General features: G+C 71.1%; 24 protein-coding genes and 1 pseudogene. 6 read left to right on the top strand and 19 right to left on the bottom strand.

Annotated elements, in window-relative coordinates:
- The first annotated feature begins 323 nt into the window (after positions 1 to 323).
- From EFK50_RS18415 to EFK50_RS18400, 4 genes are all read left to right on the top strand, one after another.
- Positions 324 to 2,045, top strand: a complete 1,722-nt coding sequence (locus EFK50_RS18415) for a fumarate hydratase (RefSeq protein ID WP_123229040.1) — start codon at positions 324 to 326, stop codon at positions 2,043 to 2,045.
- Between the two features lie 73 nt (positions 2,046 to 2,118).
- Positions 2,119 to 2,382, top strand: coding sequence for a TFIIB-type zinc ribbon-containing protein (locus EFK50_RS18410; protein WP_123229039.1), 264 nt, complete (start codon positions 2,119 to 2,121; stop codon positions 2,380 to 2,382).
- A 17-nt stretch (positions 2,383 to 2,399) separates the two neighbouring features.
- Complete coding sequence (locus EFK50_RS18405; protein ID WP_123229038.1) at positions 2,400 to 3,065, top strand: spermine/spermidine synthase domain-containing protein; 666 nt, start codon at positions 2,400 to 2,402, stop codon at positions 3,063 to 3,065.
- Positions 3,066 to 3,074: 9 nt separating this feature from the next.
- Positions 3,075 to 4,466: a class II fumarate hydratase gene (locus EFK50_RS18400; RefSeq protein ID WP_123229037.1), complete on the top strand. Its 1,392-nt coding sequence runs from the start codon at positions 3,075 to 3,077 to the stop codon at positions 4,464 to 4,466.
- A 3-nt stretch (positions 4,467 to 4,469) separates the two neighbouring features.
- On the opposite strand, the gene EFK50_RS22350 is transcribed toward EFK50_RS18400, so the two are convergent.
- The 3 genes from EFK50_RS22350 to EFK50_RS18385 form a co-directional block, all read right to left on the bottom strand.
- Positions 4,470 to 5,108: an aggregation-promoting factor C-terminal-like domain-containing protein gene (locus EFK50_RS22350; protein ID WP_183407910.1), complete on the bottom strand. Its 639-nt coding sequence runs from the start codon at positions 5,106 to 5,108 to the stop codon at positions 4,470 to 4,472.
- A 196-nt stretch (positions 5,109 to 5,304) separates the two neighbouring features.
- Entirely contained in the window at positions 5,305 to 6,645 is a 1,341-nt protein-coding gene (phoH2, locus tag EFK50_RS18390) for an RNA 5'-3' helicase PhoH2 (RefSeq protein ID WP_123229036.1), read from the bottom strand.
- Between the two features lie 233 nt (positions 6,646 to 6,878).
- Positions 6,879 to 7,655: an isoprenyl transferase gene (locus tag EFK50_RS18385; RefSeq protein ID WP_123229035.1), complete on the bottom strand. Its 777-nt coding sequence runs from the start codon at positions 7,653 to 7,655 to the stop codon at positions 6,879 to 6,881.
- 110 nt (positions 7,656 to 7,765) lie between these two features.
- Between EFK50_RS18385 and trhA the strand changes: the two genes are divergently transcribed.
- Entirely contained in the window at positions 7,766 to 8,482 is a 717-nt protein-coding gene (gene trhA, locus EFK50_RS18380) for a PAQR family membrane homeostasis protein TrhA (RefSeq protein WP_123229034.1), read from the top strand.
- Position 8,483: 1 nt separating this feature from the next.
- On the opposite strand, the gene EFK50_RS18375 is transcribed toward trhA, so the two are convergent.
- The 14 genes from EFK50_RS18375 to mftA all read right to left on the bottom strand — a co-directional run bounded on the left by EFK50_RS18375 (position 8,484) and on the right by mftA (position 23,965).
- Complete coding sequence (locus tag EFK50_RS18375; protein ID WP_123229033.1) at positions 8,484 to 9,386, bottom strand: DUF1353 domain-containing protein; 903 nt, start codon at positions 9,384 to 9,386, stop codon at positions 8,484 to 8,486.
- Positions 9,383 to 11,377, bottom strand: coding sequence for a thioredoxin domain-containing protein (locus EFK50_RS18370; protein ID WP_123229032.1), 1,995 nt, complete (start codon positions 11,375 to 11,377; stop codon positions 9,383 to 9,385). Before EFK50_RS18370 ends, EFK50_RS18375 begins: the two co-directional genes overlap by 4 nt.
- Before the next feature lie 146 nt (positions 11,378 to 11,523).
- Positions 11,524 to 11,826, bottom strand: a complete 303-nt coding sequence (locus tag EFK50_RS18365; protein WP_123229031.1) for a hypothetical protein — start codon at positions 11,824 to 11,826, stop codon at positions 11,524 to 11,526.
- 197 nt (positions 11,827 to 12,023) lie between these two features.
- Positions 12,024 to 12,713, bottom strand: coding sequence for a collagen-like triple helix repeat-containing protein (locus EFK50_RS18360; RefSeq protein WP_148046227.1), 690 nt, complete (start codon positions 12,711 to 12,713; stop codon positions 12,024 to 12,026).
- Positions 12,714 to 12,835: 122 nt separating this feature from the next.
- A complete protein-coding gene (locus EFK50_RS18355) occupies positions 12,836 to 15,463 on the bottom strand; it encodes a helix-turn-helix transcriptional regulator (protein WP_183407909.1) in 2,628 nt (875 codons plus the stop codon).
- Positions 15,464 to 15,564: 101 nt separating this feature from the next.
- Entirely contained in the window at positions 15,565 to 16,176 is a 612-nt protein-coding gene (locus tag EFK50_RS22345; protein ID WP_183407908.1) for a class F sortase, read from the bottom strand.
- A 71-nt stretch (positions 16,177 to 16,247) separates the two neighbouring features.
- Positions 16,248 to 18,218, bottom strand: coding sequence for a DUF7507 domain-containing protein (locus EFK50_RS22340; protein ID WP_183407907.1), 1,971 nt, complete (start codon positions 18,216 to 18,218; stop codon positions 16,248 to 16,250).
- 156 nt (positions 18,219 to 18,374) lie between these two features.
- The gene (gene mftF, locus EFK50_RS18340; protein WP_123229027.1) at positions 18,375 to 19,751 is read right to left on the bottom strand and encodes a mycofactocin biosynthesis glycosyltransferase MftF; all 1,377 of its coding nucleotides are present in this window, start codon (positions 19,749 to 19,751) and stop codon (positions 18,375 to 18,377) included.
- Positions 19,748 to 20,533, bottom strand: coding sequence for a mycofactocin-coupled SDR family oxidoreductase (locus tag EFK50_RS18335; RefSeq protein ID WP_123229026.1), 786 nt, complete (start codon positions 20,531 to 20,533; stop codon positions 19,748 to 19,750). Before EFK50_RS18335 ends, mftF begins: the two co-directional genes overlap by 4 nt.
- Positions 20,530 to 21,222, bottom strand: a complete 693-nt coding sequence (gene mftE, locus EFK50_RS18330; RefSeq protein WP_123229025.1) for a mycofactocin biosynthesis peptidyl-dipeptidase MftE — start codon at positions 21,220 to 21,222, stop codon at positions 20,530 to 20,532. The genes EFK50_RS18335 and mftE overlap by 4 nt, the downstream gene beginning before the upstream one ends.
- A 4-nt stretch (positions 21,223 to 21,226) precedes the next feature.
- Complete coding sequence (gene mftD, locus EFK50_RS18325; RefSeq protein WP_123229024.1) at positions 21,227 to 22,408, bottom strand: pre-mycofactocin synthase MftD; 1,182 nt, start codon at positions 22,406 to 22,408, stop codon at positions 21,227 to 21,229.
- On the bottom strand, positions 22,405 to 23,574 hold the full coding sequence (gene mftC / locus EFK50_RS18320; protein WP_123229023.1) for a mycofactocin radical SAM maturase: 1,170 nt from the start codon (positions 23,572 to 23,574) through the stop codon (positions 22,405 to 22,407). The genes mftD and mftC overlap by 4 nt, the downstream gene beginning before the upstream one ends.
- Positions 23,561 to 23,836, bottom strand: a complete 276-nt coding sequence (gene mftB / locus EFK50_RS18315; RefSeq protein ID WP_123229022.1) for a mycofactocin biosynthesis chaperone MftB — start codon at positions 23,834 to 23,836, stop codon at positions 23,561 to 23,563. The genes mftC and mftB overlap by 14 nt, the downstream gene beginning before the upstream one ends.
- Positions 23,837 to 23,845: 9 nt before the next feature.
- Complete coding sequence (gene mftA / locus EFK50_RS18310; RefSeq protein ID WP_123229021.1) at positions 23,846 to 23,965, bottom strand: mycofactocin precursor MftA; 120 nt, start codon at positions 23,963 to 23,965, stop codon at positions 23,846 to 23,848.
- An 83-nt stretch (positions 23,966 to 24,048) separates the two neighbouring features.
- Between mftA and mftR the strand changes: the two genes are divergently transcribed.
- Positions 24,049 to 24,642, top strand: coding sequence for a mycofactocin system transcriptional regulator (gene mftR, locus EFK50_RS18305; RefSeq protein WP_123229020.1), 594 nt, complete (start codon positions 24,049 to 24,051; stop codon positions 24,640 to 24,642).
- Here the strand turns inward: mftR and EFK50_RS18300 are convergent.
- Both EFK50_RS18300 and EFK50_RS22540 read right to left on the bottom strand, forming a co-directional pair.
- A complete protein-coding gene (locus tag EFK50_RS18300; RefSeq protein WP_123229019.1) occupies positions 24,624 to 25,046 on the bottom strand; it encodes a GlcG/HbpS family heme-binding protein in 423 nt (140 codons plus the stop codon). The two genes, mftR and EFK50_RS18300, sit on opposite strands and share 19 nt — an antisense overlap.
- An 11-nt stretch (positions 25,047 to 25,057) precedes the next feature.
- Positions 25,058 to 25,136, bottom strand: a pseudogene (locus EFK50_RS22540) (pyridoxal biosynthesis lyase PdxS); the annotation flags it as partial.

Here is a 25,136-nt window from a genome sequence, read left to right as displayed (position 1 = left end):
CCTGGACCTACGCATAGGAACCGCACCTGCCCCACGTATCCGAGATGCGCCGCCCCCGATGAGCGGCCTACACCGTTGCCCACTATCGACCTCGGAATAACGCGGTGACAAGACTTTTCTTAATGAATCCTGAGAGACACCGAATAGGCTCAATATCGGACAAACAAACCGATTCCAGCCCGAGAAAAGTGGCCCAAATCGTCGACCAAAGGGCGAAGCGTGAGAAATCGATTTTCGGCCCTCGGGAACCGATCGGAGTCCCGATCGTCCGATTCGCTCGGACCCGCGGGGCGCCCCCGCGTGCGGCCGACTAACCTTTCCGGGTGAGCACTGCGCCTTCCGCCGGACCCGAGTTCCGCTACTCCGACCTGCTGCCGACGTCCGCCGACGACACGCCGTACCGGCTCGTCACCACCGAAGGCGTCTCGACCTTCGAGGCGGACGGCGAGACGTTCCTGCGGGTCAGCCCCGAGGCGATCCAGCGGTTGACGTCCGAGGCGATGCACGACATCTCGCACTACCTGCGTCCCGCGCACCTGGCCCAGCTGCGCAAGATCATCGACGACCCGGAGGCGTCCGGCAACGACCGGTTCGTGGCGCTCGACCTCCTCAAGAACGTCAACATCTCCGCCGGCGGCGTGCTGCCGATGTGCCAGGACACCGGCACCGCGATCGTGATGGGCAAGAAGTCCGAGGGCGTGCTCACCGGCGCCGACGACGGCGAGGCGATCAGCCGGGGCGTGTACGACGCGTACACCCAGCTGAACCTCCGGTACTCGCAGCTCGCTCCGCTGACGACGTACGAGGAGAAGAACACCGGCACCAACCTGCCGGCGCAGATCGAGCTGTACTCGACCGCCCAGGGACCCAAGGGCCCGGAGTACAAGTTCCTCTTCATGGCCAAGGGCGGCGGCTCGGCGAACAAGTCGTTCCTCTTCCAGGAGACCAAGGCCGTCCTGAACCCGAAGCGGATGCTGGAGTTCCTCGACGAGAAGATCCGCTCGCTCGGTACGGCGGCCTGCCCGCCGTACCACCTGGCGATCGTGATCGGCGGCACCAGTGCCGAGTTCGCGCTGAAGACCGCCAAGTACGCGTCCGCGCACTACCTCGACAACCTGCCGACCGAGGGTTCGATGAGCGCCCACGGCTTCCGCGACCTCGAGCTGGAGGAGGAGGTCTTCAAGCTGACCCAGTCCTTCGGGATCGGGGCGCAGTTCGGCGGCAAGTACTTCTGCCACGACGTCCGCGTCGTCCGGCTCCCCCGGCACGGTGCGTCCTGCCCGGTCGCGATCGCGGTCTCCTGCTCCGCGGACCGCCAGGCGCTCGGCAAGATCACCGCGGACGGTGTCTTCCTCGAGCAGCTCGAGACCGACCCGGCGCAGTACATGCCGGACGCCGGCGTCGCCGAGGACATCGCCGCGGGCGAGGTCGTCGCGATCGACCTGAACCAGCCGATGGCCGACATCCTCGCCGAGCTGCGCAAGCACCCGGTCAAGACCCGGCTCTCGCTGACCGGCCCGCTGGTGGTCGCTCGCGACATCGCGCACGCCAAGATCAAGGAGCTGCTCGACAACGGCGGCGAGATGCCGGAGTACCTGAAGAACCACCCGGTCTACTACGCCGGCCCGGCCAAGACCCCCGAAGGGATGGCGTCCGGCTCGTTCGGCCCGACCACCGCCGGCCGGATGGACTCGTACGTCGAGCAGTTCCAGGCAGCCGGCGGCTCGATGGTGATGCTCGCGAAGGGCAACCGCTCCAAGGTCGTCACCGAGGCCTGCCACAGCCACGGCGGTTTCTACCTCGGCTCGATCGGCGGTCCCGCGGCCCGGCTGGCCCAGGACTGCATCAAGAGCCAGGAGGTCATCGAGTACCCCGAGCTCGGCATGGAGGCGGTCTGGAAGATCGACGTCGTCGACTTCCCGGCGTTCATCGTGGTCGACGACAAGGGCAACGACTTCTTCACCGACCCGTCCGGGGCCGTCAACGTGCCGCTCACCTCGCTCGGCGACGCCGGCGGGCTGCGGGTGCGTTCCGCCGAGAAGTAGTCCGGATCGGCCCGGCAAGGAACTGCTGGGACCGCTCGTCCGTTGGCGGGGTACACAACGAAGGAGTTCTCCCATGCAGTGCCCCACCGACGGCGCCGTCCTCGTCATGAGCGACCGCAACGGCATCGAGATCGACTACTGCCCCACCTGCCGAGGCGTCTGGCTGGATCGCGGCGAGCTCGACAAGATCATCGACCGCTCGCTCGCCCAGACCGCTCCGGCGCCCCAGCAGCAGCAACAGCAGTACGCGCCGCCCCAGCAGCAGTACCAGCACCCGAAGCAGGGGTACTACAAGCCGAAGCGCAAGGAGTCCTGGCTCTCCGAGATCTTCGACTGAGCCGTAGCCTCGCTCCGGTGGAGTACGTCGAGATCGCCCGCGCGGAGACCCCGCGCGGCGAGGTCGTGCTCCGGGAGCGGCGCGACCAGAACACCCCGACGATCCTGGAGCTGCGGGTCAACGGCGTCTTCGTGATGGACACGCTGGAGACCACCAGCGAGCGCGCCTTGGCAACCCGGGCGCTGGCGCTGGTGCCGGAGGTCGAGACCGTGCTGGTCGGCGGCCTCGGGCTCGGGTTCACCCTGCACGAGGTCCTGGCCGATTCGCGGGTCACGTCCTGCACGGTCGTGGAGCTGGAGCAGGTCGTCGTCGACTGGATGCGCGACGGCACCATCGCGCACGGACCTCACCTGCTCGCCGAGGAGCGGCTGACCGTCGTCGTCGGCGACGTCGCGATGGCTCTGGACGAGGCACGGGAGAACGCCTTCGACCTGGTGCTGCTCGACGTCGACAACGGCCCCGGCTACCTGGTCCACGACGCCAACGCGGCCCTCTACGCCCAGCCGTTCCTGACCTCGGCGCTCAGGGTCACGCGACAGGTGCTGGTGATCTGGTCGGCTGCCGAGGCTCCCGAGCTGGCGGCGGCGATGGCGTCGGTCTTCGGCAACGTCACCGCGACGCCGTACGACGTGGCGATCGGCCAGCGGTCGGACCGCTACTGGTTGTACTCGGTACGCAAGTAGCCTCGTTCCATGAGCGCCGACGAGGGCACCCGCATCGAGCACGACTCCATGGGCGAGGTCAGGGTTCCGGCGCACGCGCTGTGGCGGGCGCAGACCCAGCGGGCGATCGAGAACTTCCCCATCTCGGGGACGCCGCTGGAACCGCGGCACGTCCGCGCGCTCGGCGCGATCAAGGCCGCCGCAGCCCGGGTGAACGCCGAGCTCGGAGTCATCGACGATGCCCAGGCGGCCGCGATCCGGAGCGCTGCCGAGGCGGTGATGGCCGGTTCCTACGACGACCAGTTCCCGCTCGACGTCTTCCAGACCGGATCCGGCACCAGCTCCAACATGAACGCGAACGAGGTGATCGCGTCCCTGGCCGGCCGGACCGGGACCGAGGTGCACCCCAACGACCACGTCAACGCCAGCCAGTCCAGCAACGACACCTTCCCGACCTCGATCCACGTCGCTGCCGCGCTCGCGGTGGTCGAGGACCTGCAACCCGCCCTCGCCGTCCTGGCCACCTCGCTGGAGGCGAAGGCTGACGAGTTCGCGGACCTGGTGAAGTCCGGCCGCACCCACCTGATGGACGCCACCCCGGTGATGCTCGGCCAGGAGTTCGGCGGGTACGCCGCCACGATCCGGATGGCGTCCGAGCGGCTGGACGGCGTACTCCCCCGGGTTCGCGAGCTCCCGCTCGGCGGAACGGCAGTCGGTACCGGCATCAACACGCCGGCAGGTTTCGCCGCCAAGGTCATCGCCGAGCTCGGCGCGCTCACCGACCAGCCCTTCACCGAGGCGCGAAACCACTTCGAGGCCCAGGGCACCCGGGATTCCCTGGTCGAGCTCAGCGGCGTGCTCAAGACCATCGCGGTCGGCCTCACCAAGATCTGCAACGACCTGCGCTGGATGTCCTCGGGTCCGACCACCGGCCTCGCGGAGATCCACCTGCCCGACCTCCAGCCCGGGTCGAGCATCATGCCCGGCAAGGTGAACCCGGTCCTGCCCGAGGCGACCCTGATGGTCTGCGCCCAGGTGATCGGCAACGACACCGCGATCACGACCGCCGGTGCGGCAGGCAACTTCGAGCTCAACGTGATGATGCCGGTGATCGCGCGCAACCTGCTCGAGTCGATCCGCATCCTGTCCACCTCCACGAGACTGCTCGCGACGCGTTGCGTCGACGGGATCACCGCCGACGCCGAGCGGATGCGCAGGTATGCCGAGTCCTCACCGTCGGTGGTCACACCGCTGAACAAGTACCTCGGCTACGAGGAGGCCGCCAAGGTCGCCAAGGAGTCGCTGAAGGCGGGCCGGACGATCCGGGAGCAGGTCCTGACGATGGGGTACGTCGACCGCGGCGTCCTCACCGTGGAGCAGCTCGACGCCGCTCTCGACGTCGAGCGCATGACGCACCCGTGAGGGTCAGTACCAGCCGCGCCGCTGCTTGAACGCCCAGGCCGAGCAGGCGGTGCCGTAGCGCTTCGAGATGTACTCCAGACCCCAGCGGATCTGGGTCTCCGGGTTGGTGCGCCAGTCCGCCCCTGCCGTCGACATCTTCGACCCGGGAAGCGCCTGCGGGATCCCGTACGCCGACGAGCGCGGGTTGTCGGCGCGGACGTTCCAGTTCGACTCCTGGGTCCAGATCCGGTCGACGCAGTCGAAGTCCGCCGAGGCGAGCCCGTACTGCGGCATCAGCGCCCTGGTCAGCGCCTTCGGGTCGGACTTGCTCAGGTCCTCGGTGCGGGCCACGGCGACGCCGTTGCCGGCGCCGACCTCGGCGGCCTTCAAGGTGTTCACCGTGCGTGCCGAAGCGCTCCGGTCGGACGACCGCGACGCGGACTCCTGGCGGTCGGCAAGGTCGGCCGCGGTCAGCTGGGTGGTGCCGGCCGAGAGGTTCACCAGCGCACCGTCGGGCGACTCCCCGTGCGCGGAGACGCCGACACCGACTGCCAGGCCGGTCGCGGCGACCGCGATGCCCGAGTAGACGACAGCGTTCTTGGCGCCCGTACGGACCCGTTGCGGGGGTGCGTTCCGATGCTTCGGAACGTACTTCTCAGGCAAGGACTGATCTCTCGGGTCGCCGACAAGGAGGAACCACCTTCACCCGAACCACGGGCTGACGCAAGTTCGACCCGCCGCATTTCGAGACGGACCAGACCAGGTGTGACGGATGAGGCGGATGTGGTTCGTGGTACGCGTCTCCGGACGGACGTCGGGCCTGCCGAGGCATTCCGCCCCGACAGGCCCGACGTCGTCCTCACATCGAGACGTGCTCGAGCATCTCGGTGACCAGCGCGGCGATCGGGGAGCGCTCCGAACGGGTCAGGGTGACGTGCGCGAACAACGGGTGCCCCTTGAGCTTGTCGACCACGGCCACCACTCCGTCGTGACGCCCGACCCGGAGGTTGTCGCGCTGGGCCACGTCGTGGGTCAGCACCACCTTCGAGTTCGCCCCCATCCGGGAGAGCACGGTGAGCAGCACGTTGCGCTCCAGCGACTGCGCCTCGTCGACGATCACGAAGGCGTCGTGCAACGACCGGCCGCGGATGTGCGTCAGCGGCATCACCTCGAGCATCCCGCGGTCCAGGATCTCGTCGACCACGTCCGGCGTGGTGATGGCGCCCAGGGTGTCGAAGACCGCCTGGCCCCACGGCGACATCTTCTCCGACTCGCTGCCGGGCAGGTAGCCGAGCTCCTGGCCGCCGACAGCGAACAACGGCCGGAAGACGACGACCTTCTTGTGCTGGCGGCGCTCCATCACGGTCTCCAGGCCGGCGCAGAGCGCGAGCGCGGACTTCCCCGTCCCGGCACGCCCTCCCAGCGACACGATCCCGATCTCCGGGTCCAGCAGCAGGTCGAGCGCGACCCGCTGCTCCGCGGAGCGGCCGTGCAGCCCGAAGGCCTCGCGGTCGCCGCGGACCAGGTGCACCCGCTTGTCCGGCCCGACCCGGCCCAGGGCGCTGCCGCGCTCGGAGAGCATCACCAGGCCGGTGTGGCAGGGCAGCTCGCGCGCGTCGTCGAGGTCGATCACGCCGTCCTCGTAGAGCTCGTCGACCTCGGTGGCGAGGATGTCGACCTCCGCCATCCCGGTCCAGCCGGCGTCCGACTCGTGGATCTGCTCGCCGAGGTACTCCTCGGCGTCCAGCCCGACGGCCGACGCCTTGATCCGCAGCGGCAGGTCCTTGGAGACCAGGGTGACCTGGAAGCCCTCGTTGCGCAGGTTGTTGGCCACCGCCAGGATCCGGGTGTCGTTGTCGCCCAGCCGGAACCCGGACGGCAGCGACTCGGCGTCGGTGTGGTTCAGCTCGACCCGGATGGTGCCGCCGTGCTCGCCGATCGGGACCGGCTGGTCGAGACGGCCGGCCTGGACCCGAAGCTCGTCGAGCATCCGCAGCGCCGACCGGGCGAAGTAGCCCAGCTCGGGGTGGTGGCGCTTGCCCTCCAGCTCCGTGATCACCACGACCGGGAGCACGACCTCGTGCTCGTCGAACCGTTTCAGCGCCCCGGGATCGGCCAGCAGCACCGAGGTGTCCAGGACGTAGGTCCGGCGGGTCGGGGCGGTGGGGGTCTTGCTGCTCGCGCGCTTCGCAGTGGCCACGGGTACTTCCCCTCACAGACCAGCACGCGCGCTCCGCGTCCTGGTCCTCAGCAGTAGTGCTCGGACCAGGACAGGCAGGGGCCGGAGCGCTGACCCCTGGGATCGTGATCTCTCACGAACTCGCCTCCTGGTGCGGGACGCAGCGGTTGCGACCCACTCACCACGAAAGTACGTCCGGAAAATCCGGGATCTGCGGCGACACGCCCGGGGGCGGGTTACACGTATGTGAACGCTCAGGCACCAAATCTGCGCTCGCGCAGCGCGAACGCCCGCACGGCCCGGAGGAAGTCGACGCGGCGGAAGTCGGGCCAGTAGGCCTCGCAGAAGTAGAACTCGCTCTGCGCGCTCTGCCAGAGCAGGAACCCGCCGAGGCGCTGCTCGCCGGAGGTACGGATCACCAGGTCCGGATCGGGCTGCCCCTTGGTGTAGAGGTGCTCGGCGATGTGCTCGACGTCGATCACCTCGGCCAGGTCCTCGATGGTCATCCCCTGGGCGGCCTGCTCCTGCAGCAGGGCCCGGACGGCGTCCGCGATCTCGCGCCTGCCGCCGTACCCGACGGCGACGTTGACCAGCATGCCCTCGGCGTCACGGGTCTGCTCGGCAGCGGCCTTGAGCCGGGCGGCGGTCTTCGCCGGGAGGAGGTCGAGGGCGCCGACCGGGTGCAGTCGCCAGCGCTGCTGCACGGCGAGGGACTCGACGGCCTCCTCGATGATCTCCAGCAGCGGCTCGAGCTCGGCGGCGGGCCGGTTCAGGTTGTCGGTGGAGAGCAGCCAGAGGGTGACCACCTCGACGCCGATCTCCTCGCACCAGCCGAGCAGCGGCTCGATGTTCGCGGCGCCGGCACGGTGCCCCTGGGCGGTGTCGGCACCCACGGCCTTGGCCCAGCGCCGGTTGCCGTCCAGCATCACCCCGACGTGCTTGGGGAGCCGGTCCGCGGGAAGCCGACGGGCGACCCGTGCCTCGTACGCCGGGTAGAGCAACCCGCGCAGGCCCCGTTTCCAATCCGCCACTGACTCAGGCTACCGCCGAGGGGGCTGCGAACGGGGAGATCGGGGGGTTGTCCCCATGACCGGCGTCACGAAATCACGGGATTAACCTACGCTCGCGTAGCCTTGCCAGCATGAACGCTCAGGTCCCCGTCGGCGACAAGGCCGCGCAGCTCAGGCATGAAGCAGCGCTCGCTGTCCACGACAAGATGATGGCCGCGAAGCCCAAGCTTCGCGGCTGGCTGCACGCCGCGACCTCGCCGCTGGCCGTTGCCGCCGGGATCGTGCTGATCTGCCTCTCCCCCACAGTGACCACCAAGGTCGGCTCCGCGTTGTTCGCGGGCACCGCGATCCTGCTGTTCACGGTGAGCGGGATCTACCACCGCGGCTCCTGGTCACCGCCGGTCTGGGCGTTCCTGCGCCGCTTCGACCACGCCAACATCTTCCTGCTGATCGCCGGCTCGTACACCCCGTTCGTGCTGATCCTGCTGGACGGCGGAGCCCGGATCGGGATGCTGTCGATGGTGTGGACCGGCGCCATCCTCGGGATGGCGTTCCGGATCTTCTGGACCGACGCGCCCCGTTGGCTCTACACCCCCCTCTACGTCCTGCTCGGCTGGGCGGCGATCTTCTACGCCGACGACTTCGCCGACGGCGGCGGCGCTGCGGTGATCACCCTGATCGTGGTCGGCGGCAGCCTCTACACGCTCGGCGGACTGGTCTACGGCCTCAAGAAGCCGGACCCGTTCCCGAAGTGGTTCGGGTTCCACGAGATCTTCCACGTGCTCACGATCGCCGCGTTCGTCTGCCACTACGTCGCCGCCTCGATCGCGACGTACCGGCTCCGCTGAGCTAGAACGCCAGGCCGAGGAAGAAGCCGACCGCGACTCCGGCGACGACCACGGCGGCGAGCACCGCCAACCGCGGCGCCTTCGCGGCGGCCCGCTCCAGGACCTGGTAGAACGCCGACAGCCCGCCTAGGACCACGGTGACGTGCAGCAGCACCGCCAGGCTGACCCCGACGACGCAGCCGGCGATCCGGAACCGGCCCCAGAGCAGGCCGAGCGCCAGCGGGAGCGCGACCGCGCCGGCCAGGCCGCCGGCCAGCTCGACGTACCAGTCCCGGTCGTCCATCCAGGGCAGCGCCCAGAACCAGGTGACGTCGAGGAGGTCCATCGTCGCGAGGAACCCGAGCACGACCACCACGCCGAGGGTCAGCAGCGCCGCGCCTCGGTAGTGCAGCAGCTGCCGCCTGCTCCAGCCGGTCCCGGCGCCGCTCAGCATCGTCGCGGTCGTCACCGCCGACCAGACCAGCCAGCGCCGGACGACGCCGGTGCCGGTGTCGGCCATCGCGTCCCGGAGCACCCGGTCGGCCTCGGCGCGCAGCACCAGGTGACCCTCGGTGGAGACGTAGGTGACGTCGTCGGGCGGGTGCACCAGTCCGTCGTGGACGAGGGCCGCCGGCAGGTGCCGGCCGGTCTTCGGCACCAGCCAGGTGAAGAGCGCCGGCACCGAGGTCAGGTCGGTCCGGAAGCTCTCGGTGGCCCGCGGTACCAGGATCTCGCCGAGGTGGCGGTCGCGGTACCCGATCCGGCGCATCATCGCGAACTCCTCACCGCCCTCGGCGGTGGTGATCCGGACCAGCTCGATCTGCGGGTCACTCTCCGGGTTCGGCGGGATCTCGGGCTGATCGGCGAAGCCGTCCACGCCGCCGTCGTAGAAACGGCGCGGTTCGACCTCGACCGACATCGTCATCGCAGCAGCACCTCGGGATCCGTCACGGGACGCTCGCACACCATTCCCCGGCAAACGTACGCCGCGGCCCGCCCCTCCACCAGACCCCGTCCGGCCAGCAGCGGGATGCTCGACGCGGCCGCCTGCTCCGGCCCGACCACGAGGACCACCGAGCCGAGCGAGCGCCGTGCCCGAGCGGCCAGCCGCTCCCCGACCGGGTCGCCGGGCCCGGTGACGACCACGATCTCCAGCGGTCCGTCGAGCGCCGCCTGGGCCGCCGCCAGCGACCAGCCGGCGAAGCGCGGCGCCTTCTCGGCGAGCGTCCGTACGGCGGCCAGCGCGGCCTCGGCCGCATCGCGGTGCCGCCCGGATCCGGTGAGGGCGGCGTACCGGAGCAGCGCCGTGGTGATCGCCGAGTGCCCCGAGGGACTGGCGTTGTCGGAGGGGTCGCGCGGCCGGGTGATCAGTGCCTCGGCATCGGCGGCGGTGTCGTGGAAGCCGCCGCTGCCGTCGCCGAACTGGTCGAGCCCGATGTCGAGCAGCCGACCTGCGTGCTCCAGCCAGACACCGTCCCCGGTGGCCTCGGCGAGCGCCACGAACCCGTCCGCCACGCAGCCGTAGTCCTCGAGCACCCCGGCGTGGCGCCCGACCTCGCCGTGCCGGGAGACCCGGCGCAACCGGCCGTCCACCAGGTGCAGCTCCACCAGCAACCTGCCGGCCCGTACGGCGGCGTCGAGCAGTCGCGGCTCCCCCAGCACCCCGGCGGCCCGCGCCAGCGCGGCGATCGCCAGCCCGTTCCAGGCCGCCACCACCTTGTCGTCCTCACCGGGCCGCTCCCGCAGCGCCCGGGCCGCGAGCAGGCGTTCCCGGACCGACGCCCACCGGTCGGAGTCGTCCGGGTCGCCGAGCAGCTGCAACACAGAGCTGCCGTGCTCGAACGTCCCGCCCGGCGTCACGGTCAGCAGCTCGGCCGCCCAGGCACCGTCGTCGGCGCCGAGCACCTCGACCAGCTGTGCCGGCGTCCAGACGTAGTACGTCCCCTCCGCGCCCTCGGAGTCGGCGTCGAGCGCCGAGGAGAAGCCGCCCTCCGGTGTGCTCAGCTCGTCGAGCAGGAACCCGGCCGTCTCGCTCGCGATCCGGCGAGCCAGCCGCTCCTGATCGGACCCGGCATCGCTGACGGCGTACCAGGACGTGTACGCCGAGAGCAGCAGGGCGTTGTCGTAGAGCATCTTCTCGAAGTGCGGGACCACCCAGCGGGCGTCGACCGAGTAGCGCGCGAACCCGCCGCCGAGCTGGTCGTAGATGCCTCCGCGGGCCATCGCCTCCAGGGTCTTGCCGGCCACCGCGCGATCAGCCGAGCCGTCGCGGCGCAGCAGGAATTCCAGCAGCATCGACGGCGGGAACTTCGGCGAGCCGCCGAATCCGCCGTGCTGGGCGTCGAACTCCCGGCCGAGTCGCGCCGCGGCCGCGTCCAGCACCGTCGCGTCGATCGGCGCCGTACCGGTGAGGTCCGCGTTGGCGGCGAGGTGCGCGGCGATGTTCTCCGCCGTGCTGGTGACGTCGTCGCGCCGCTCCCGCCAGGCCTCCGCGATCGCCTGCAGCAGCTGGGTGAAGCTCGGCTGTCCGTGCCGCGGCTGGTCCGGGAAGTAGGTGCCGGCGAAGAACGGCCGGCCGTCCAGGTCGAGCACGCAGGTCATCGGCCAGCCGCCGCTCCCGGTGGTGGCCACGGTGGCCTGCATGTAGACGGCGTCGACGTCGGGCCGCTCCTCGCGGTCGACCTTGACGTTCACGAAGTGCTCGTTCATGTACGCCGCGGTGGTGGCGTCCTCGAAGGACTCATGCGCCATCACGTGGCACCAGTGGCAGGCGGCGTACCCGGCGCTCAGCAGGATCGGAGCATCGCGGCGCCTCGCCTCCGCAAAGGCCTCCGGCCCCCACTCCCACCAGTCGACGGGATTGTCCTTGTGCTGCAGGAGGTACGGGCTCGTTGCCGAGGCAAGACGGTTGGCCATTTCCCATGACTCCTGACGAGTGGCACGCGATGCGCGAGGCAGATTCTCAGGAGTCTGGCTGACTCCCACGAGTCCAGCCTAGGGAGGGTCGTCGATGCCCACGCGAAAGAAGCCCGAGCGACCACGCACGCCGGTCGTGGTTGACCTCAGCGACCAGGACCGACTGCGTACTCGAGGATCGCGAAGCCCGATTCGGGGTAGGTCGACACGGTCACCTCCTCGGTCCCCTTGGTGAGATTCTGCGGGCCGATGGGCGACGTGCCTTGGTGGGACCAACCCGCCTCGGTCAGGAGGACCACAGCTCCGGAGAGTGCCGCAGTGGTGTCGGCGACCTCGGTGACGACCAGCAGCTTGAAGCTGCCGTCGTTCCTGGCCTCGGCCACGCGGAGCTCGCCGTCGGCGACGAGGAGGTCCTCCGGGAAGCCGGTGGGAAGCCGAGCCGGATCCATCGGTGACAGGTCGGCCGGTCGGTTCGGACCATCAAGGGGACGAGCCGTGGAGGCCCCGGTGTCAGACGGCTCGACCCGCGACGTACCGCCCTCGGACGGCGCCGTCCCGAGATCGCCTTCCGCGCCACACGCCCCGAACCCGAGAAGCAGGAGGGTCAAGGGAGCCGCCGTCAGCGCCCGGGCACGATCGCCGGGGCTCACGGCAGGAAGGACGTGGTCACGGCCGGAATCGGTGTCGCGATCGCCTTGAAGGTCTCGGCAGTCGCGACGCTTCCCGCATCGTGGTTGCACTTGACGTTCACCGTGGTCGGGCCGGTCGAGAGGAGGGTGAAGGAGAGCGTGCCTTCCGCGGTCCCGGCGGCGTGCAAGGACGCTGCGAACTCACGTTCGTCGAACCCGGAACCGTCGTAGAGCCGGCACGTGATCTTCGGGAACCCCGCACCGAGCAGCGAGGCCTTGACGTCAAGGGTCGCAGTGATCAGGAAGGCTCCGGCAGACGGCGTTGCGAACTGGGCGACCTGGGTGGCGCTCGGTACGGCCGCGGTGGAGTTGATGACGACTGACGCGTCCTTGACGTAGTAGTACGCGACCGAGGTTCCATTCGCTCCGGTCGGTCCGGTCGGGCCGGCCGGTCCGACCGGACCCGCGGGTCCAGGAGCTCCGTTGGCGCCGTCGACGCCGCTGGTGCCTACCGGTCCCCTCGCGCCGACAGGGCCCCGCGCGCCAACCCTGCCCTTGAGCTGTTTCAGCACGCTCGGCTTGATCTGCTTGGTCGAGGTGATGACGTACTTGGCTGCCACCGCAGTTCCTATCCCCGTGCCCAGAAAGAGTGCGGCGAGGAGAGCGACGACCAGCAGGCGGCTGTGCAGCAGACGGCGTGAGAGCATCGAGAGGTCCTTGGAGGAAGCGGCGGGCGCAGCCCCGATGGCTGCACCTCACGCGTAAGTGAGCCTCATCGACAAGGCCACCGGGATGCATCCGGGTGGCCACCCGGAACTTAGCCGACAGCTCAGGTCTCGAACGCTTCGCGAAGCTCGGAGAGCTCAGCGCGCGGGCGACCGATCTTCATCAGCGCCTGGGACATGTGGCTCTCCACGGTCTTCGGAGCCACCACCAGAGCCTCAGCGATCTCCCGGTTCGTCCACCCGCGAGACGCCAGTGCCGCGACACGGATCTCCGCGGCCGTGAGGCCGAACGGTCTCGGGCGACTCGCACGGCCGCCGGCGAGCCGTAGCTCGGTGCGTGACCGTTCAGCCAGCCAGTCGAACTTCATGTCGTGCGCAAGATGGAGGGCCGCCGTCAGGAAGGTCCGCGCCTCGAGCTGTCGACCGCGCCGCCGCAGCTCCGCACCATCGGCTATCAACAGCTCGCACCGCAGCGGCGCCGGCAGGTCTGCGGCCGGCTCGGTGGGGGCGTACGTCGTTTCGCGGATGCGGCTCAGCGGCCCCTGGGCCAGACTGACGGTCAGCGGGCGGTGGCTCCGGGCCCAGGCCTGGAGGATGTCTGCGTCGATCGGATCCATGCCGATGCCGAGCGCCCGCCGTACGTCTGCGCGGACCGCCGGCCACGGTGCCAACCATCCAGGCTGCGGATGGGCGGCCTGCGCCGCGTCCAACAGCTCCAGCGCCGGGCGAGGACGTCCCAGGGAGACCTCCGCCCGGGCGCAGACAACCAGGAGCGCCGCGATTCCCGGCCCAGCGGTGAGGGGTGTGGCTTCCAGCTCGGCGCGGGCAAGTGCGAGCACGGATTCCAGTGTCGGGTCGTCGTCGCGGAGAAGGGCGTTCTCGACGATCGCGGCGTAGGCGATCGGACGGATGATCGGAAACACGGCCTCGGACACGAGGTCGGGCATGGGAGCCGTGAGGGCAGCCGTGTTCCCCAGCCAGGCGTCGATGAGCGCCAGGAAGGCCGCGGCGTTGATGCGGACGGGGGCGACTCCGTGACGATCGGCGATCCGGTGCACGTCGGCAAACCACGACCTGGCCTGGTCGAGGCGCTCGAGGTGAACCAGCGCGACCCCGACGAGGCCGAGGCCGACCAGCCGTTCGGGCGAGGCCTCCAGCGCATCGCGCGAGATCGACGCCAGGGCGTTGTCGGCGTCGGCGTCACGACCAGCCGCCGCGTAGGCGGACGCGGCGTAGGCGGCGAGCGGGAGCGACTCGGGCGTCCCCGCGCTCACCAACGCGGCTTCGCGGTCGAGGACCGCGAGCCGTGCCGAGGAGGTCTCCTCGGCGATGATGGTGGCGCCCAGGTAGGCCAGGAGCGCACGGGTCCTCCAGTGCGCATCGCCGCCCTCTCCCTCCTGGGCGTCATCGGCCAGCGCGTCCGCATGAAGCGACGCGGCCGCGCTGTGATCACGGAGCATCGCGTACTCCGTCATGGCGAGCCTGATCTCACGCGCCCACCGCCTCACCTGGTTCTTGTTCAATGCCGCGAGATTGGATTCGGCCGCCGGCACGGCGTCCGCGGCGCCGAGCGCGAGCAGCGCTGTGGCCTGCAGGGCCAGGAGCTCGCCCCAGCGATCGTGGTCTCCTGTTTGCTCCATCAGGCCGCGCGATGCCAGGACCGAGCACAACCGCGGGTCTGCAGCGCTGCTGGCTTCACGAGCCGCATCGAGGAGCAGACGTTCGGCCCAAGCCTCGCCGACCGGTGCGGATCGCAGGAGCAGACCGACCGCAGCGGAGTCGGGACGGGAAGCACAGAGCTTCGCAGCCTGCGCATGCAAGGTTAGACTCGCTGCCGAACCGCCTTCCTCCAGGACAAGATCCTCGAGCAACGGGTGCCGCAGGCGCAGAGCGCTCCCGTCGGCGATCATCCCCGCCTGCCACAGCGCCCTGAGCTCTGCACTGAGCTGCCTCACCGGCACCTCGGACAGGTGTGCGACGTCGGCAAGAGTCCCGCGCCCCGCGAGTACGGCGAGTGCACGTGCGACACGTGCTGCCGCCGGACCTGCTCGGACGAGCTCGGCTGCGACGTACTCCTGCAGGGACCGGCTGTTCCCCTGTTCGAGCGCCTGGACCAACAGCGGCAGACCCGCGGTCCGCCGGTGCAGCTCGAGAACCCGTTCGTCGTCCGTCGGGGTCGAGAGCATCGCGCGCACGCCGTCGACCGACAGCGGAAGCGCCCGGATGATCGTCACGCCGTCGACCTTCTCGGCCAGGCGTGCGACCGGAGTGTGATGCTCGGCTGACCAGGGCCTGCTCGCCGCCAGGAGGCGGGTTCCGTCGGCACGCACCGCCTGCCCCAGGATCTCCAAGGACGGTGGATCTGCCCAGTGCAGGTCGTCCACGACCAGGACGGCGCCCGAGAGCGCGGCCGCAAGCGCCGCGGCGACCTCGGCGACCTTCGCGGCCCGCTCAGCAGGAGAAGCTTCGGGAAGCAGGTGGCCGGCGGTGGACAACTCGGTGCCGAGCACGTCGGGCCTGCCGAGCTCGGCGTGCACGGCCCGCAGCGTCGCGAACGGGACGTTGGCGTCCGCCGAGCGAGCGGCGACCCGAATCAGCGGAACGGGTCCGGACGCCATGTCCAAGAGCGCGGTCTTACCCGATCCAGGGTCGCCGACGACGACCAGCATGCCGGTGCCGCCACGCAGCCAGGCATGAAGGTCGTGAAGCTGTTCGCTTCGTTCCTGCAACACCCTCGCAGCGTATTGGCTCCCCGGGACCGGAGGGCACCAACGAGCGCAGCCGAGTCGGTCAGGGCTACCTCTTCCTGACCGGGTGGTCGACCTCGCGAGAGCTACGGCGAGGGCTTCGCGTACCAAACGGTGCGGTGGCTCCACTTGCCAGGACCCGTCCGTCGCCCCGAGCACACCACGATCACCGCCTGCTCCGGACCCCACGGCCGGAACGCCTTGCTTCGCGGCAACCGGTTGGCCCGGTAGGAGCGTCGCTCCACCACGTCGTAGCAGACCCGTCGTCCGTCGGCGGCACGCAGCACGAAGCTGCCGCCGCGCCGGAGCTTGCGCAGCAGCCTGTTCCCCAGCGCCGAGCCGTCGGGCCAGGTGTGGGCGGTGAGGATCACTGACCCGGTACCGCTGCCGGGCTTGGTCTGCGGGTCCCACCCGAGGACCTTCTTCCCGGCCCTGGTGGTCGGCGGAGCCCCGATGGCACCGGTCCGGGTGCGCGGGGTCCGGACGACGGTGATCCCGCTGCCGATGCCGTTGATGCTCGCGCGCCTGGGGCGTTGTCCCCGGACCGCGTTGGTCGTGCAGGCAGGTCCCGTCTGGACCGCGGCACGTTCGCTTCCCTGGACGCCGTGGGCGGTCTCGGCCTGCGCGGCGTACCCGGTCGTCAGGCCGAGAGGCAGCACCACGAGGAGCACTACGAGCAGTCGGGTCGTTGCAGTCATCGTCTCCACCGTTGGTTCCCCTGCCCGGGCCGGTATCGCACCGGCCCGGGCAAGTTCTTGGAACTACCTCGCTACGCGCGGCCACCCGTGACCGGAGGCGCGGGCAGCTTCCCCTTGACGACCGCACGGCCGACGTTGGACCGGACGTCGTTCCCGTCCGGCGAGGTGCCGTGAGCCACCGCGCGGTTGACGATCCGGCCGGCCCGGACGTCGTCCTGCGTGGCCCGGTAGGTCGCCTTGCAGACGACCGAGGCACCGGGTCGCAGCGTCACCGGCGTCTTCGGGCAGCGCACCACCGGAGCGGTGCCGGTACCCGTGAAGCGACGCTCCTCGATCGAGATGCCGTTGAGGCCGACCGTGCCGGTGTTCTTCACCACGAACCGGTAGGAGATCTTCTGGCCCTTCTTGGTGACCCGGCTCGGCGTCGCCGTCTTCACGAGCTTCAGGCTCTGCTTGCCCTTGATCACCTGGAGCCCCGCGGCAGCGGCGTCCGAACGCTCGGCCTGACCGGCAGCGCGGTCGGTGACCGTAGCCGTGTTCGTGAGCTTCGCGGCCTCGACCACGCGCTCGCGGTAGACGACGGTCAGGGTCTCACCGTTGTTCAGGCCACGGACTCCGCCGGGCTGCGCCGCACCGTCGAGCAGCGACGAAGGCTGCACCAGGTAGGGGCGCGAGCACAGCAGCGTTGCCGGAAGGAGCTGGCCGACCGCTGCGTTGCAGGTGACGGCCTGGCTGGCCAGCGACGTGGCGCCCGACCCACCCGAGACCCGGAGCTCGCGGATCCGCAGGCTCGCCGTGGCGGCACGCGAGTCCACCAGGTCGACGACGTCGCCGCGGGTCATCGGGTTCGGACCGCGGTTGGTGATCTGGATCCGCCAGTCGAGGTAGTCACCGACGCGCACGACGTTGTCGCGGCCGGGGCTGCCCTTCTTGCCGATCTTCACCTTCGTCACCGACTTCTTGACCTCGAGGTCGTAGTTGCACGGGACCCACTCCAGCTCGACGAAGCCGGTGGGGCCGGCCGAGATCACCTGGGGGTTGGCTGCCGGGCCGAGAAGACCCTCGTAGTTGCGTGCCGGAGCAGCGTCAGCCGTCGGCGAGGTGGCGCGCACGTAGCTGGATCCGCCACCGCCGCCGGCGCCGCCGTTCGGAACGCCTGCGGTCAGGGTGGAGGCACCGCCGCCACCGCCGAAGTAGCCGCCACCGCCGCCGGCGCCGCTGTCGAAGCTCGGGTCGACGCCGCCGTTGCCGCCGTCACGGGCGTCGCCGGCGAAGCCGTTCAGGTTGGTGTCCGAGGGGTGGATGCCACCGGCACCCGGGGCAGCGGTGCCGCCGCCCTTGCCGCCACCGGGAGCGTACGGGCCGCCGCCGGCCGCGTCGTTGCCGACCTGGCCGTCCTGGCCGGCGCCGACCTCGCCCGGAGCCGTCGGGACACCGGCGTTGCCGCCGGCACCGACCGCCGCGTTGTGTCCACCGCCGGAGCCGCCGCCACCCGCGGCGACGACGAGCTCCGCGCCGCCGATGGTGACGGTGGAGAGGGCACCGCCGCCGGCACCGCGGTGGCCGCCGGTGCCGCCGTCGCCGCCGTCGCCGTGGCCTTCGTCGCCGACGGAGTTCGCACCGTTGGTACCACCGGTCGCCGCGCCGGCACCGCCGCCGCCCACGTTGCCGGAGAACGGCTGTCCGGGCAGGACGTTGTAGGTGGCGGTCAGCAGGGCGCCGCGACCCAGGTCGCCCGCCGTGATCGGGTCAGCCGGGTCCTCCGGCGGGTCGTCCCCGGGGTTGACGTCGTCGCCGCCGAGGGCGTTGCCACCGGCACCACCCTGCGCGGTGACCGTCACGGCGCAGATGCCGTCCGGTACGACGCCCGTGAAGGCTCCGGCGGTCTCCGCCAGGAAGTTCTCGGCAGCCGCCGCGGGCTCTGCCGACGCCGACTGCGCGAGCAACGCCGGCGCTCCGGCCATGATCAGCGCGCCGCCGAGGGCGAGCGCGGTCAGCTTCCTCGGGACGAACGCCGTCCTCGAGAGTGGACTCGACAACATAGGAATGACCTCACCTCGTAAGTCTGATTGCGGGCGAGGCAGGGCTGGTGCCCGACCTCAAGCGAAACTATGGGTCTCGAATTGCCCGCCTTGGTCCGATTAGCCGGCTGATCGGCGAAATGCCCCCCGTCCTGGGGACACCAGATCGAGCCCCCGCTAGCGCCGCCGGGGAAGCACGGGAACAAGCGCCCGGAGCGACCGTCCGCGCACTGCCGAGATCCAGACGCCGGACCCGTAGGCCACGTCGTCCAGACGGCGGGCGGCGGCGAACCGCACCGGGTCGAGATCGACCTCGGTGCGGCGGTACTCGATCGCGGCGTCGAGCACGCCCGCGACCACGACCGCCCGGCGGACCCGGCGGGAGACCACCGCTCCGAGCAACGCGGCCGGCCACCAGTGCCGCAGCAGCAACCCGCTCGTCTGCGCCCCCGTCGCCCGGGCGCCCTCCGCGGTCAACTCGGCCGCCAGCGCCGGCGACCGGAGCCGGCGGTTCAACCGGACGAAGCCGGTCAGCCAGGCGGTGACCAGCACCGGGACGGACCACCGGCGCTGGGCGAGCGCCGCCACCGCGACCACGGCCGCCGACGGACTCAGCACCGCCGGGGCGACGAGCCCGCCGTGCCGGGCGGCGAGCGGGGTGGCCCCGGTCCCGTAGTACGCCTTCCTCGCGATCCAGGAGGCCGGGGTGACCAGGTGCTCGTGGTGCGCGGTCAGCGCGGCGTCGTACCGGACCAGCCAGCCGGCGGCGTCCAGGCGCCAGACCAGGTCGACGTCCTCGGCGACCCGGAGCCGGGTGTCGAAGCCTGCATCCAGGGCGTCCCGTCGTACGGCGAGAACGGCGCTCGGCAGCCAGCCGACCCGGCTCAGCGGGCGGACCAGTGCGGACCTCGCGCCGAGGTCGAGCGAGGACCGCGCCGCCTCGTAGCGGCCCAGCCAGGACCGCTCGCCGGGGAGGGCGCGGATCCGTGGCGCCACGGCGGCGACCCGGGGGTCCGCGAAGTGCCGGACCAGCTCCAGCACGGTCGTCGCGTCGATCACCACGTCGGAGTCCGCGAAGACCACGTACGGCGTCGTCGCGGCGCGCAACCCGGCGTTGCGCGCCGCCGCCGGACCCACGTTCCGGTCGAGCCGGATCACCCGAGCACCGTGCCGTACGACGACCCCGGCGATCCCGTCCGCGTCACCGGAGCAGTCGTCCACGACGACCACCTCGAACGCGCCGCCCAAGCCCACCAGCAACCGGTCGAGGCCGGCCTCCCGGTCCTTGACCGGGACCACGACGGTCACCTGGTCGACCGTCGGCGACGGCAGCGAGTCCCGGACCGGGAGAACCGTCCCCGCGTCGAGCAACGTCCGGGCGAGCGCGGCCGACTCGTCGCACCCGACCATGACCTCGCCGTCGTGCACCAGCGAGCGCGCCCGCGCCGAGAGCCGGGTGACCCGGGTCGGCGAGCCGCCCACCAGCACAGCGCCACCGGCCCGGACCCGCACGTCGGGCGCGAGCCGGACGACCGTTCCGGGCGGGAGGGTCACGGTCCGGTGCCGGTGGCCGCGACGATGCTGCCGTTGAGCGCCGTACCGGCGGCGGAGCAGCAGAACGCGATCACCCGGGCCACCTCGACCGGCTCGAGGAGTCGTTGCAGGCCGCCGGCGTCGGCGAGCGGCTCGACGTCGTCGAGGTCGTAGAGCGCGGCGGTCGCGGCGAGCATGTCGGTCCGGGTCGATCCGGGCGAGACGCCGCAGGCCACCACCCCGGTCCCGGTGAGGTCGGCGGCCAGGGCCCGGACCACCCCGACGCAGGCGTGCTTGGCCATCACGTAGCCGCCGAGACCGAAGAGGCCGCCCTCCCCTGCCGGCGAGGTGACCGCGACGAACCGGCACCCGGACGGGTCCGGGCCGGCGAGCATCGCGGGGATCACCGCCGAGGCCGTGTTCCAGACTCCGAGCGCATCCACGCCCAGGACCGACCCGACCTGCTCAGGGGTGTGCTCCCAGAGCGGCAGCCCGCCGACGATGACGGCCGCCGCGGCGACCGCGACGTCGATCCGGCCGTAACGCTCCAGCAGGTCGGCGACGACCCGGTCCAGGGCAACCCGGTCCCGGACGTCCGCCGGGTACGGGAGGACCAGTCCGGGATGACGTGCTGCTACCCGGTCGAGGTCCGCGGCCGTTGCCAGTGCGTGCTCGACGCCGCTCGGCGCCTCGCCGCCGGGCCAGTCCACCGCGGCCACGACCATCCCCTGCTCGCAGAGCAGGTCGACGGTGGCGGCGCCGATACCGCGGGCGGCTCCGGTGACCAGCGCGACCCGGGTCACGCGCTCGCTCCGCGCAGCAGCTGGTCGTGGGCGCGGGCCACCATCTCGGCCAGGATCACCGCCCCCTGCTCGGCGGACGCCGCGGTCGGGTCGCCGAGGACGCCGGTGGGCGAGACCGCCGCCACCCCGCCCGCGACCAGGTCGGGCAGCAGCTCGGCGAGCGGCCGGACGTTCCCGGCGGCGATCGACGCCCGCGAGACCGACCACGGGGCGAGGTGCAGCATCACCGAGGTCTCGGTGTGGCCGGCGTGCGCATCGCCGTTCACGGTGCCGCAGGACACCCAGCCGACGTCGTGACCCTCGTCGACCAGCCGCTCGGTGACCGTGCGCAGCGTGGGCACGTTCCCGCCGTGGCCGTTGACGACCACCACCCGGCGCGACCACGACCCCATCGACCGGACCAGCTCCACCAGGATCAGCTCCAGGGCTTCGTGCCCGATCGACGACGTTCCCGGGAAGGACTGGTGCTCGCCGCTGGCGCCGTACGGGATCGCGGGTGCCAGGACGACGGGGCCGTCGCCGGCCGCCTCGATCTCGGCCGCGAGCGCCTTGGCCACCGCCTCGGCGATCACGGTGTCGGTGCTGAACGGCAGGTGCGGGCCGTGCTGCTCGGTCGAGCCCAGCGGGACGAGCACCACCGGGCGCGTCCGGATCGAGGGCCAGTTCGACTCGGCGAGCAGGTTCGTCATCCGGCTACTCCTTCGCGCCCAGGGTGCGCAGGAACCCGTCCGGTACGACGACGTCGTCCGGGGTCAGGTCGTGGATCGAGGCCCGACCCAGTCCTAGCAACGCGCTGTCGATCCCGCCGCGGAGCACGTCGAGGACGTTCTCGACCCCGGTCTGACCGGCAGCGGCGAGGCCCCAGAGGTAGGCCCGGCCGATCATCACCGCACGCGCGCCGAGAGCCACCGCCTTCACCACGTCGCTGCCCCGCCGGATGCCGCCGTCGAGGACGACCTCGATCTGGTCGCCGACCGCTCCGGCGACCGCGGGCAGCGCCCGGATCGGGGCCGGCGTGGTGTCGAGGTTGTTGCCGCCGTGGTTCGAGACCGAGATCGCGGTCACGCCGGCGTCGACGGCACGGCGGGCGTCGTCGACCCGGCAGACGCCCTTGAGCATGAACGGTCCGGCCCACTGCTCGACCATCCAGGCGATGTCCTCCCAGGACGGCGGCGGGGTCTGCATCCACTCGCCGTACGCGCCGAAGAAGGTCGGCGCCGGCTGCCCGGCCTCCGCCAGGTTCGGCGTACTGAGGTCGGGCAGGTGCCCGCTGCGCACCCAGCCGGCGAGCCAGCGCGGTCGCCGGACGCCCTCGGGTGCGAACCGCAGCATCGCGCGGGCATCGATCCTCTCCGGGATCCAGGGGCTCCCCCAGTCCCGGCCGTGCGAGAACGACCAGTCGAGCGTCAGGATCAGGCCCTTCGCGCCGGCCGATCGGGCCCGCTCCATCCGGCGCACGATCGAGTCCCGGTCGCCCTGCCAGTAGACCTGGAAGAAGGTGGCCGGGTTGGCCGCCACGACGTCCTCGACCGCCTTGCTGGCGAACGAGCTCAGACCGATCGCGGTCCCCCGCGCGGCGGCCGCCCGGGCCACCGCGACCTCGCCGTCGGGGTGCACGGCCTGGACGCCGGTCGGCGAGATGATCACCGGCAGCGAGATCTCCTGGCCGAGGACCGTGGTCGCCAGGTCCCGCTTCGCGGAGAGTCCGGCGACGTGCGGGGCGAACCCGAGCTCGCTGAAGGCGTTCAGGTTGTCGGCGTACGAGACGCCCTGCTCGGAGCCGGCCAGGAGGGCGCCGTACACCGACGGCGGCAGTCGCTTCCTGGCGCGCTCCTGCGCGATCGCGACCGTCTCGAACCAGACGTTCCTGCTCACCGCAGGCCTCCTACCGGACTCTCGTCGCACGCCTTGCTCGGCGGACGGCTGATCTGGAGCAGGACCGGGCGCGAGTGGTCCTGGCTCGGCGCCGGGACCGTCCGGTTGCCGTCCAGCGCGAGCTCCGCGTGCCCCTGGACGCACTCCGGGTCGGGACCGTCGAGCGGCAGGCCGGTGAAGAACTTCGCTGCCATGCACCCGCCGCGGCAGGTGTCGAAGAACTGGCACGACGAGCAGGCGCCGCCGGACTGCGGCGAGCGCAGCTCGGTGAAGAGCGCCGACTCCCGCCAGACCTGGGCGAAGCCGCCGTCGTCGAGAACGTTGCCGGCCAGGAAGTTGTCGTGGATGGCGAACGGGCAGGCGTAGACGTCGCCGATCGGGTCGATCAGGCAGACCACCCGGCCGGCGCCGCAGAGGTTCAGCCCCGGCAGTGCCTCGCCGAAGGCCGAGAGGTGGAAGAAGGAGTCGCCGGTGAGCACCCCGTCACCGGCCCGGAGCAGCCAGTCGTAGACCTGGCGCTGCTGCGCCTGGGTCGGGTGCAGGTCGTCCCAGACGTCGGCGCCGCGTCCGCTCGGCCGGAGCCGGGTGATCCGCAGGGTCGCACCGTGCTCGTCGGCGATCCGCTTGAAGTCGTCGAGCTGGTCGACGTTGTGCCGGGTGACCACGACCGAGATCTTGGCGTCGGCGAAGCCGGCCTCGGAGAGGTTGCGCAGCGCCTTGATCGCCATGTCGAACGACCCCGGCCCGCGGACCGCGTCGTTGACCTCGGCAGTGGCGCCGTCGAGCGAGATCTGCACGTCGACGTAGTCGGTGCTCGCCAGGAAGCGCGCCCGCTCCGGGGTGATCCGGACGCCGTTGGTCGAGAACTTCACCCCGACCTGGTGGGACACCGCGTACTCGAGCAGGTGCCAGAAGTCCGGCCGCACGGTCGGCTCGCCACCGCCGATGTTCACGTAGAAGACCTGCATCCGCTGCAGCTCGTCGATCACCGCCTCGCACTGCGCGGTGGTCAGCTCCCGCGGGTCGCGCCGGCCCGAGGAGGACAGGCAGTGCACGCAGGAGAGGTTGCAGGCGTAGGTGAGCTCCCAGGTCAGGCAGATCGGGGCGTTCAGACCTTGCTCCAGCCGGTCGAGCAGGGTGATGGGGCGGTTCTCAAGAATCGTCACGGGTGCTCCTGTGCTGGATCATCTGAGTCTCGGCGAGGCCGCCGAGGGCCTCGAGGTACGTCGGCCACTCGCGATCCGGCACCTCGGCCCGGGTGAGCGCGGTCCGTACGTCGGGCGCCGCGGCGAGCCCCCGGACGACGTCGACGAGCCGGGTGCTCTTCAGGAAGGTCAGCCGGCGGTTGGTGAAGTTGTAGGCCAGCGCGCCGAAGGGTTCGGGCCGCAGCTCGACCCCGCCCGCGAGCGCCCAGGGCTCATCGATCACGGTCCGGCCTCAGTAGACGCCGCACATGCCGTCGATCGAGATCTCCTCGACCAGCGACTCCGACGCCAGCGCGACCGGCGCGGCCTCCACGACGGCTTCGGTCTCGACTCCGGGCACCTGGTTGTTCATCGTTTCTCCTTGGGTCGTAGGAGCCCTCATGTTATTGGCACCGAGTGCCAATAGGCAAGGGTCCTAGTAGGTTTCATCTCGACATGAGCAACTCGTTCGCCCCCGGACGCCCTCCGGCCACCGACCACGCCGCCATCGAGCGGGTGGCGTTCGCGCTGTTCGCGGAGCAGGGTTTCGAACGCACCACCGTCGACGACATCGCCGAGGCGGTCGGCATCGGCCGGCGGACGCTGTTCCGCTACTACCCCTCGAAGAACGACATCCCCTGGGGCCAGTTCGACGCCAGCCTGATCCACCTGCGCGAGACCCTGGCGCAGATGCCGGCCGACGTGCCGACGTACCGGGCCGTGCACGCAGCCGTCCAGGAGTTCAACCAGGTCGACGATGCGGCCGTCGAGCAGCACCGCCAGCGGATGCGGCTGCTGCTGACCACGCCGGCACTCCAGGCGCACTCGGTGCTGCGCTACACCGCGTGGCGCCGGATCATCGCCGAGTTCGTCGCCGAGCGCTACGACCTGGCCGCCGACGACTTCTTCCCGCGGACGATCGGCCACGTCACCCTGGCGAGCTCGTTGTCGGCGTACGAAGGCTGGCTGGAGTCCGAGTCGGCACCGTTCAGCCGGTTCCTGGACGAGGCGCTCGATGCCATCCGCGGCTACTACGCGGATCCCGCCTGACCCTCGAGCCCGGCGACCGCGATCCGCACGTCCTGCTCGGAGGTGCCGCCGCTGACGCCGACCGCGCCGATCAGCACCCCGTCGAGGAGGATCGGCTCGCCACCGCCGAGCACCGTGAATCCCGGTACGGCGCTCATCGAGCCGGCGAACGCGGGCTCCGCACCGGCCCGCAGCTCCCAGGCCGACGTCGGCACCCCGAGCCCGGCGGCCGTGTACGCCTTGCCGGTCGCGGCGTCCAGGCACAGCTGGGAGCAGCCGTCCATCCGGCCCGCGAGCACCGTCCGGCCGGCCGGGTCCATGACCACCACCGCGACCTCGACCCCCTGGCGACCGGCCTCGGCCACCGCGGCGTCGAGGATCCTGGTCGCGTCGGCGAAGCCGACCATCACGCGGGTCACGGGCATGCGATCACCGGCTACCAGCCGCGTTCGGCGAGGCGGTGGGGCTGGGGGATGTCTTCGACGTTGATGCCGACCATGGCCTCGCCCAGACCG

The organism is Nocardioides marmoriginsengisoli, assembly GCF_003725695.1.
GTDB lineage: Bacteria > Actinomycetota > Actinomycetes > Propionibacteriales > Nocardioidaceae > Marmoricola > Marmoricola marmoriginsengisoli.
The sequence above is the reverse complement of the archived record's forward strand: the minus strand, read 5'-3'. Positions and strand labels throughout refer to the sequence as shown.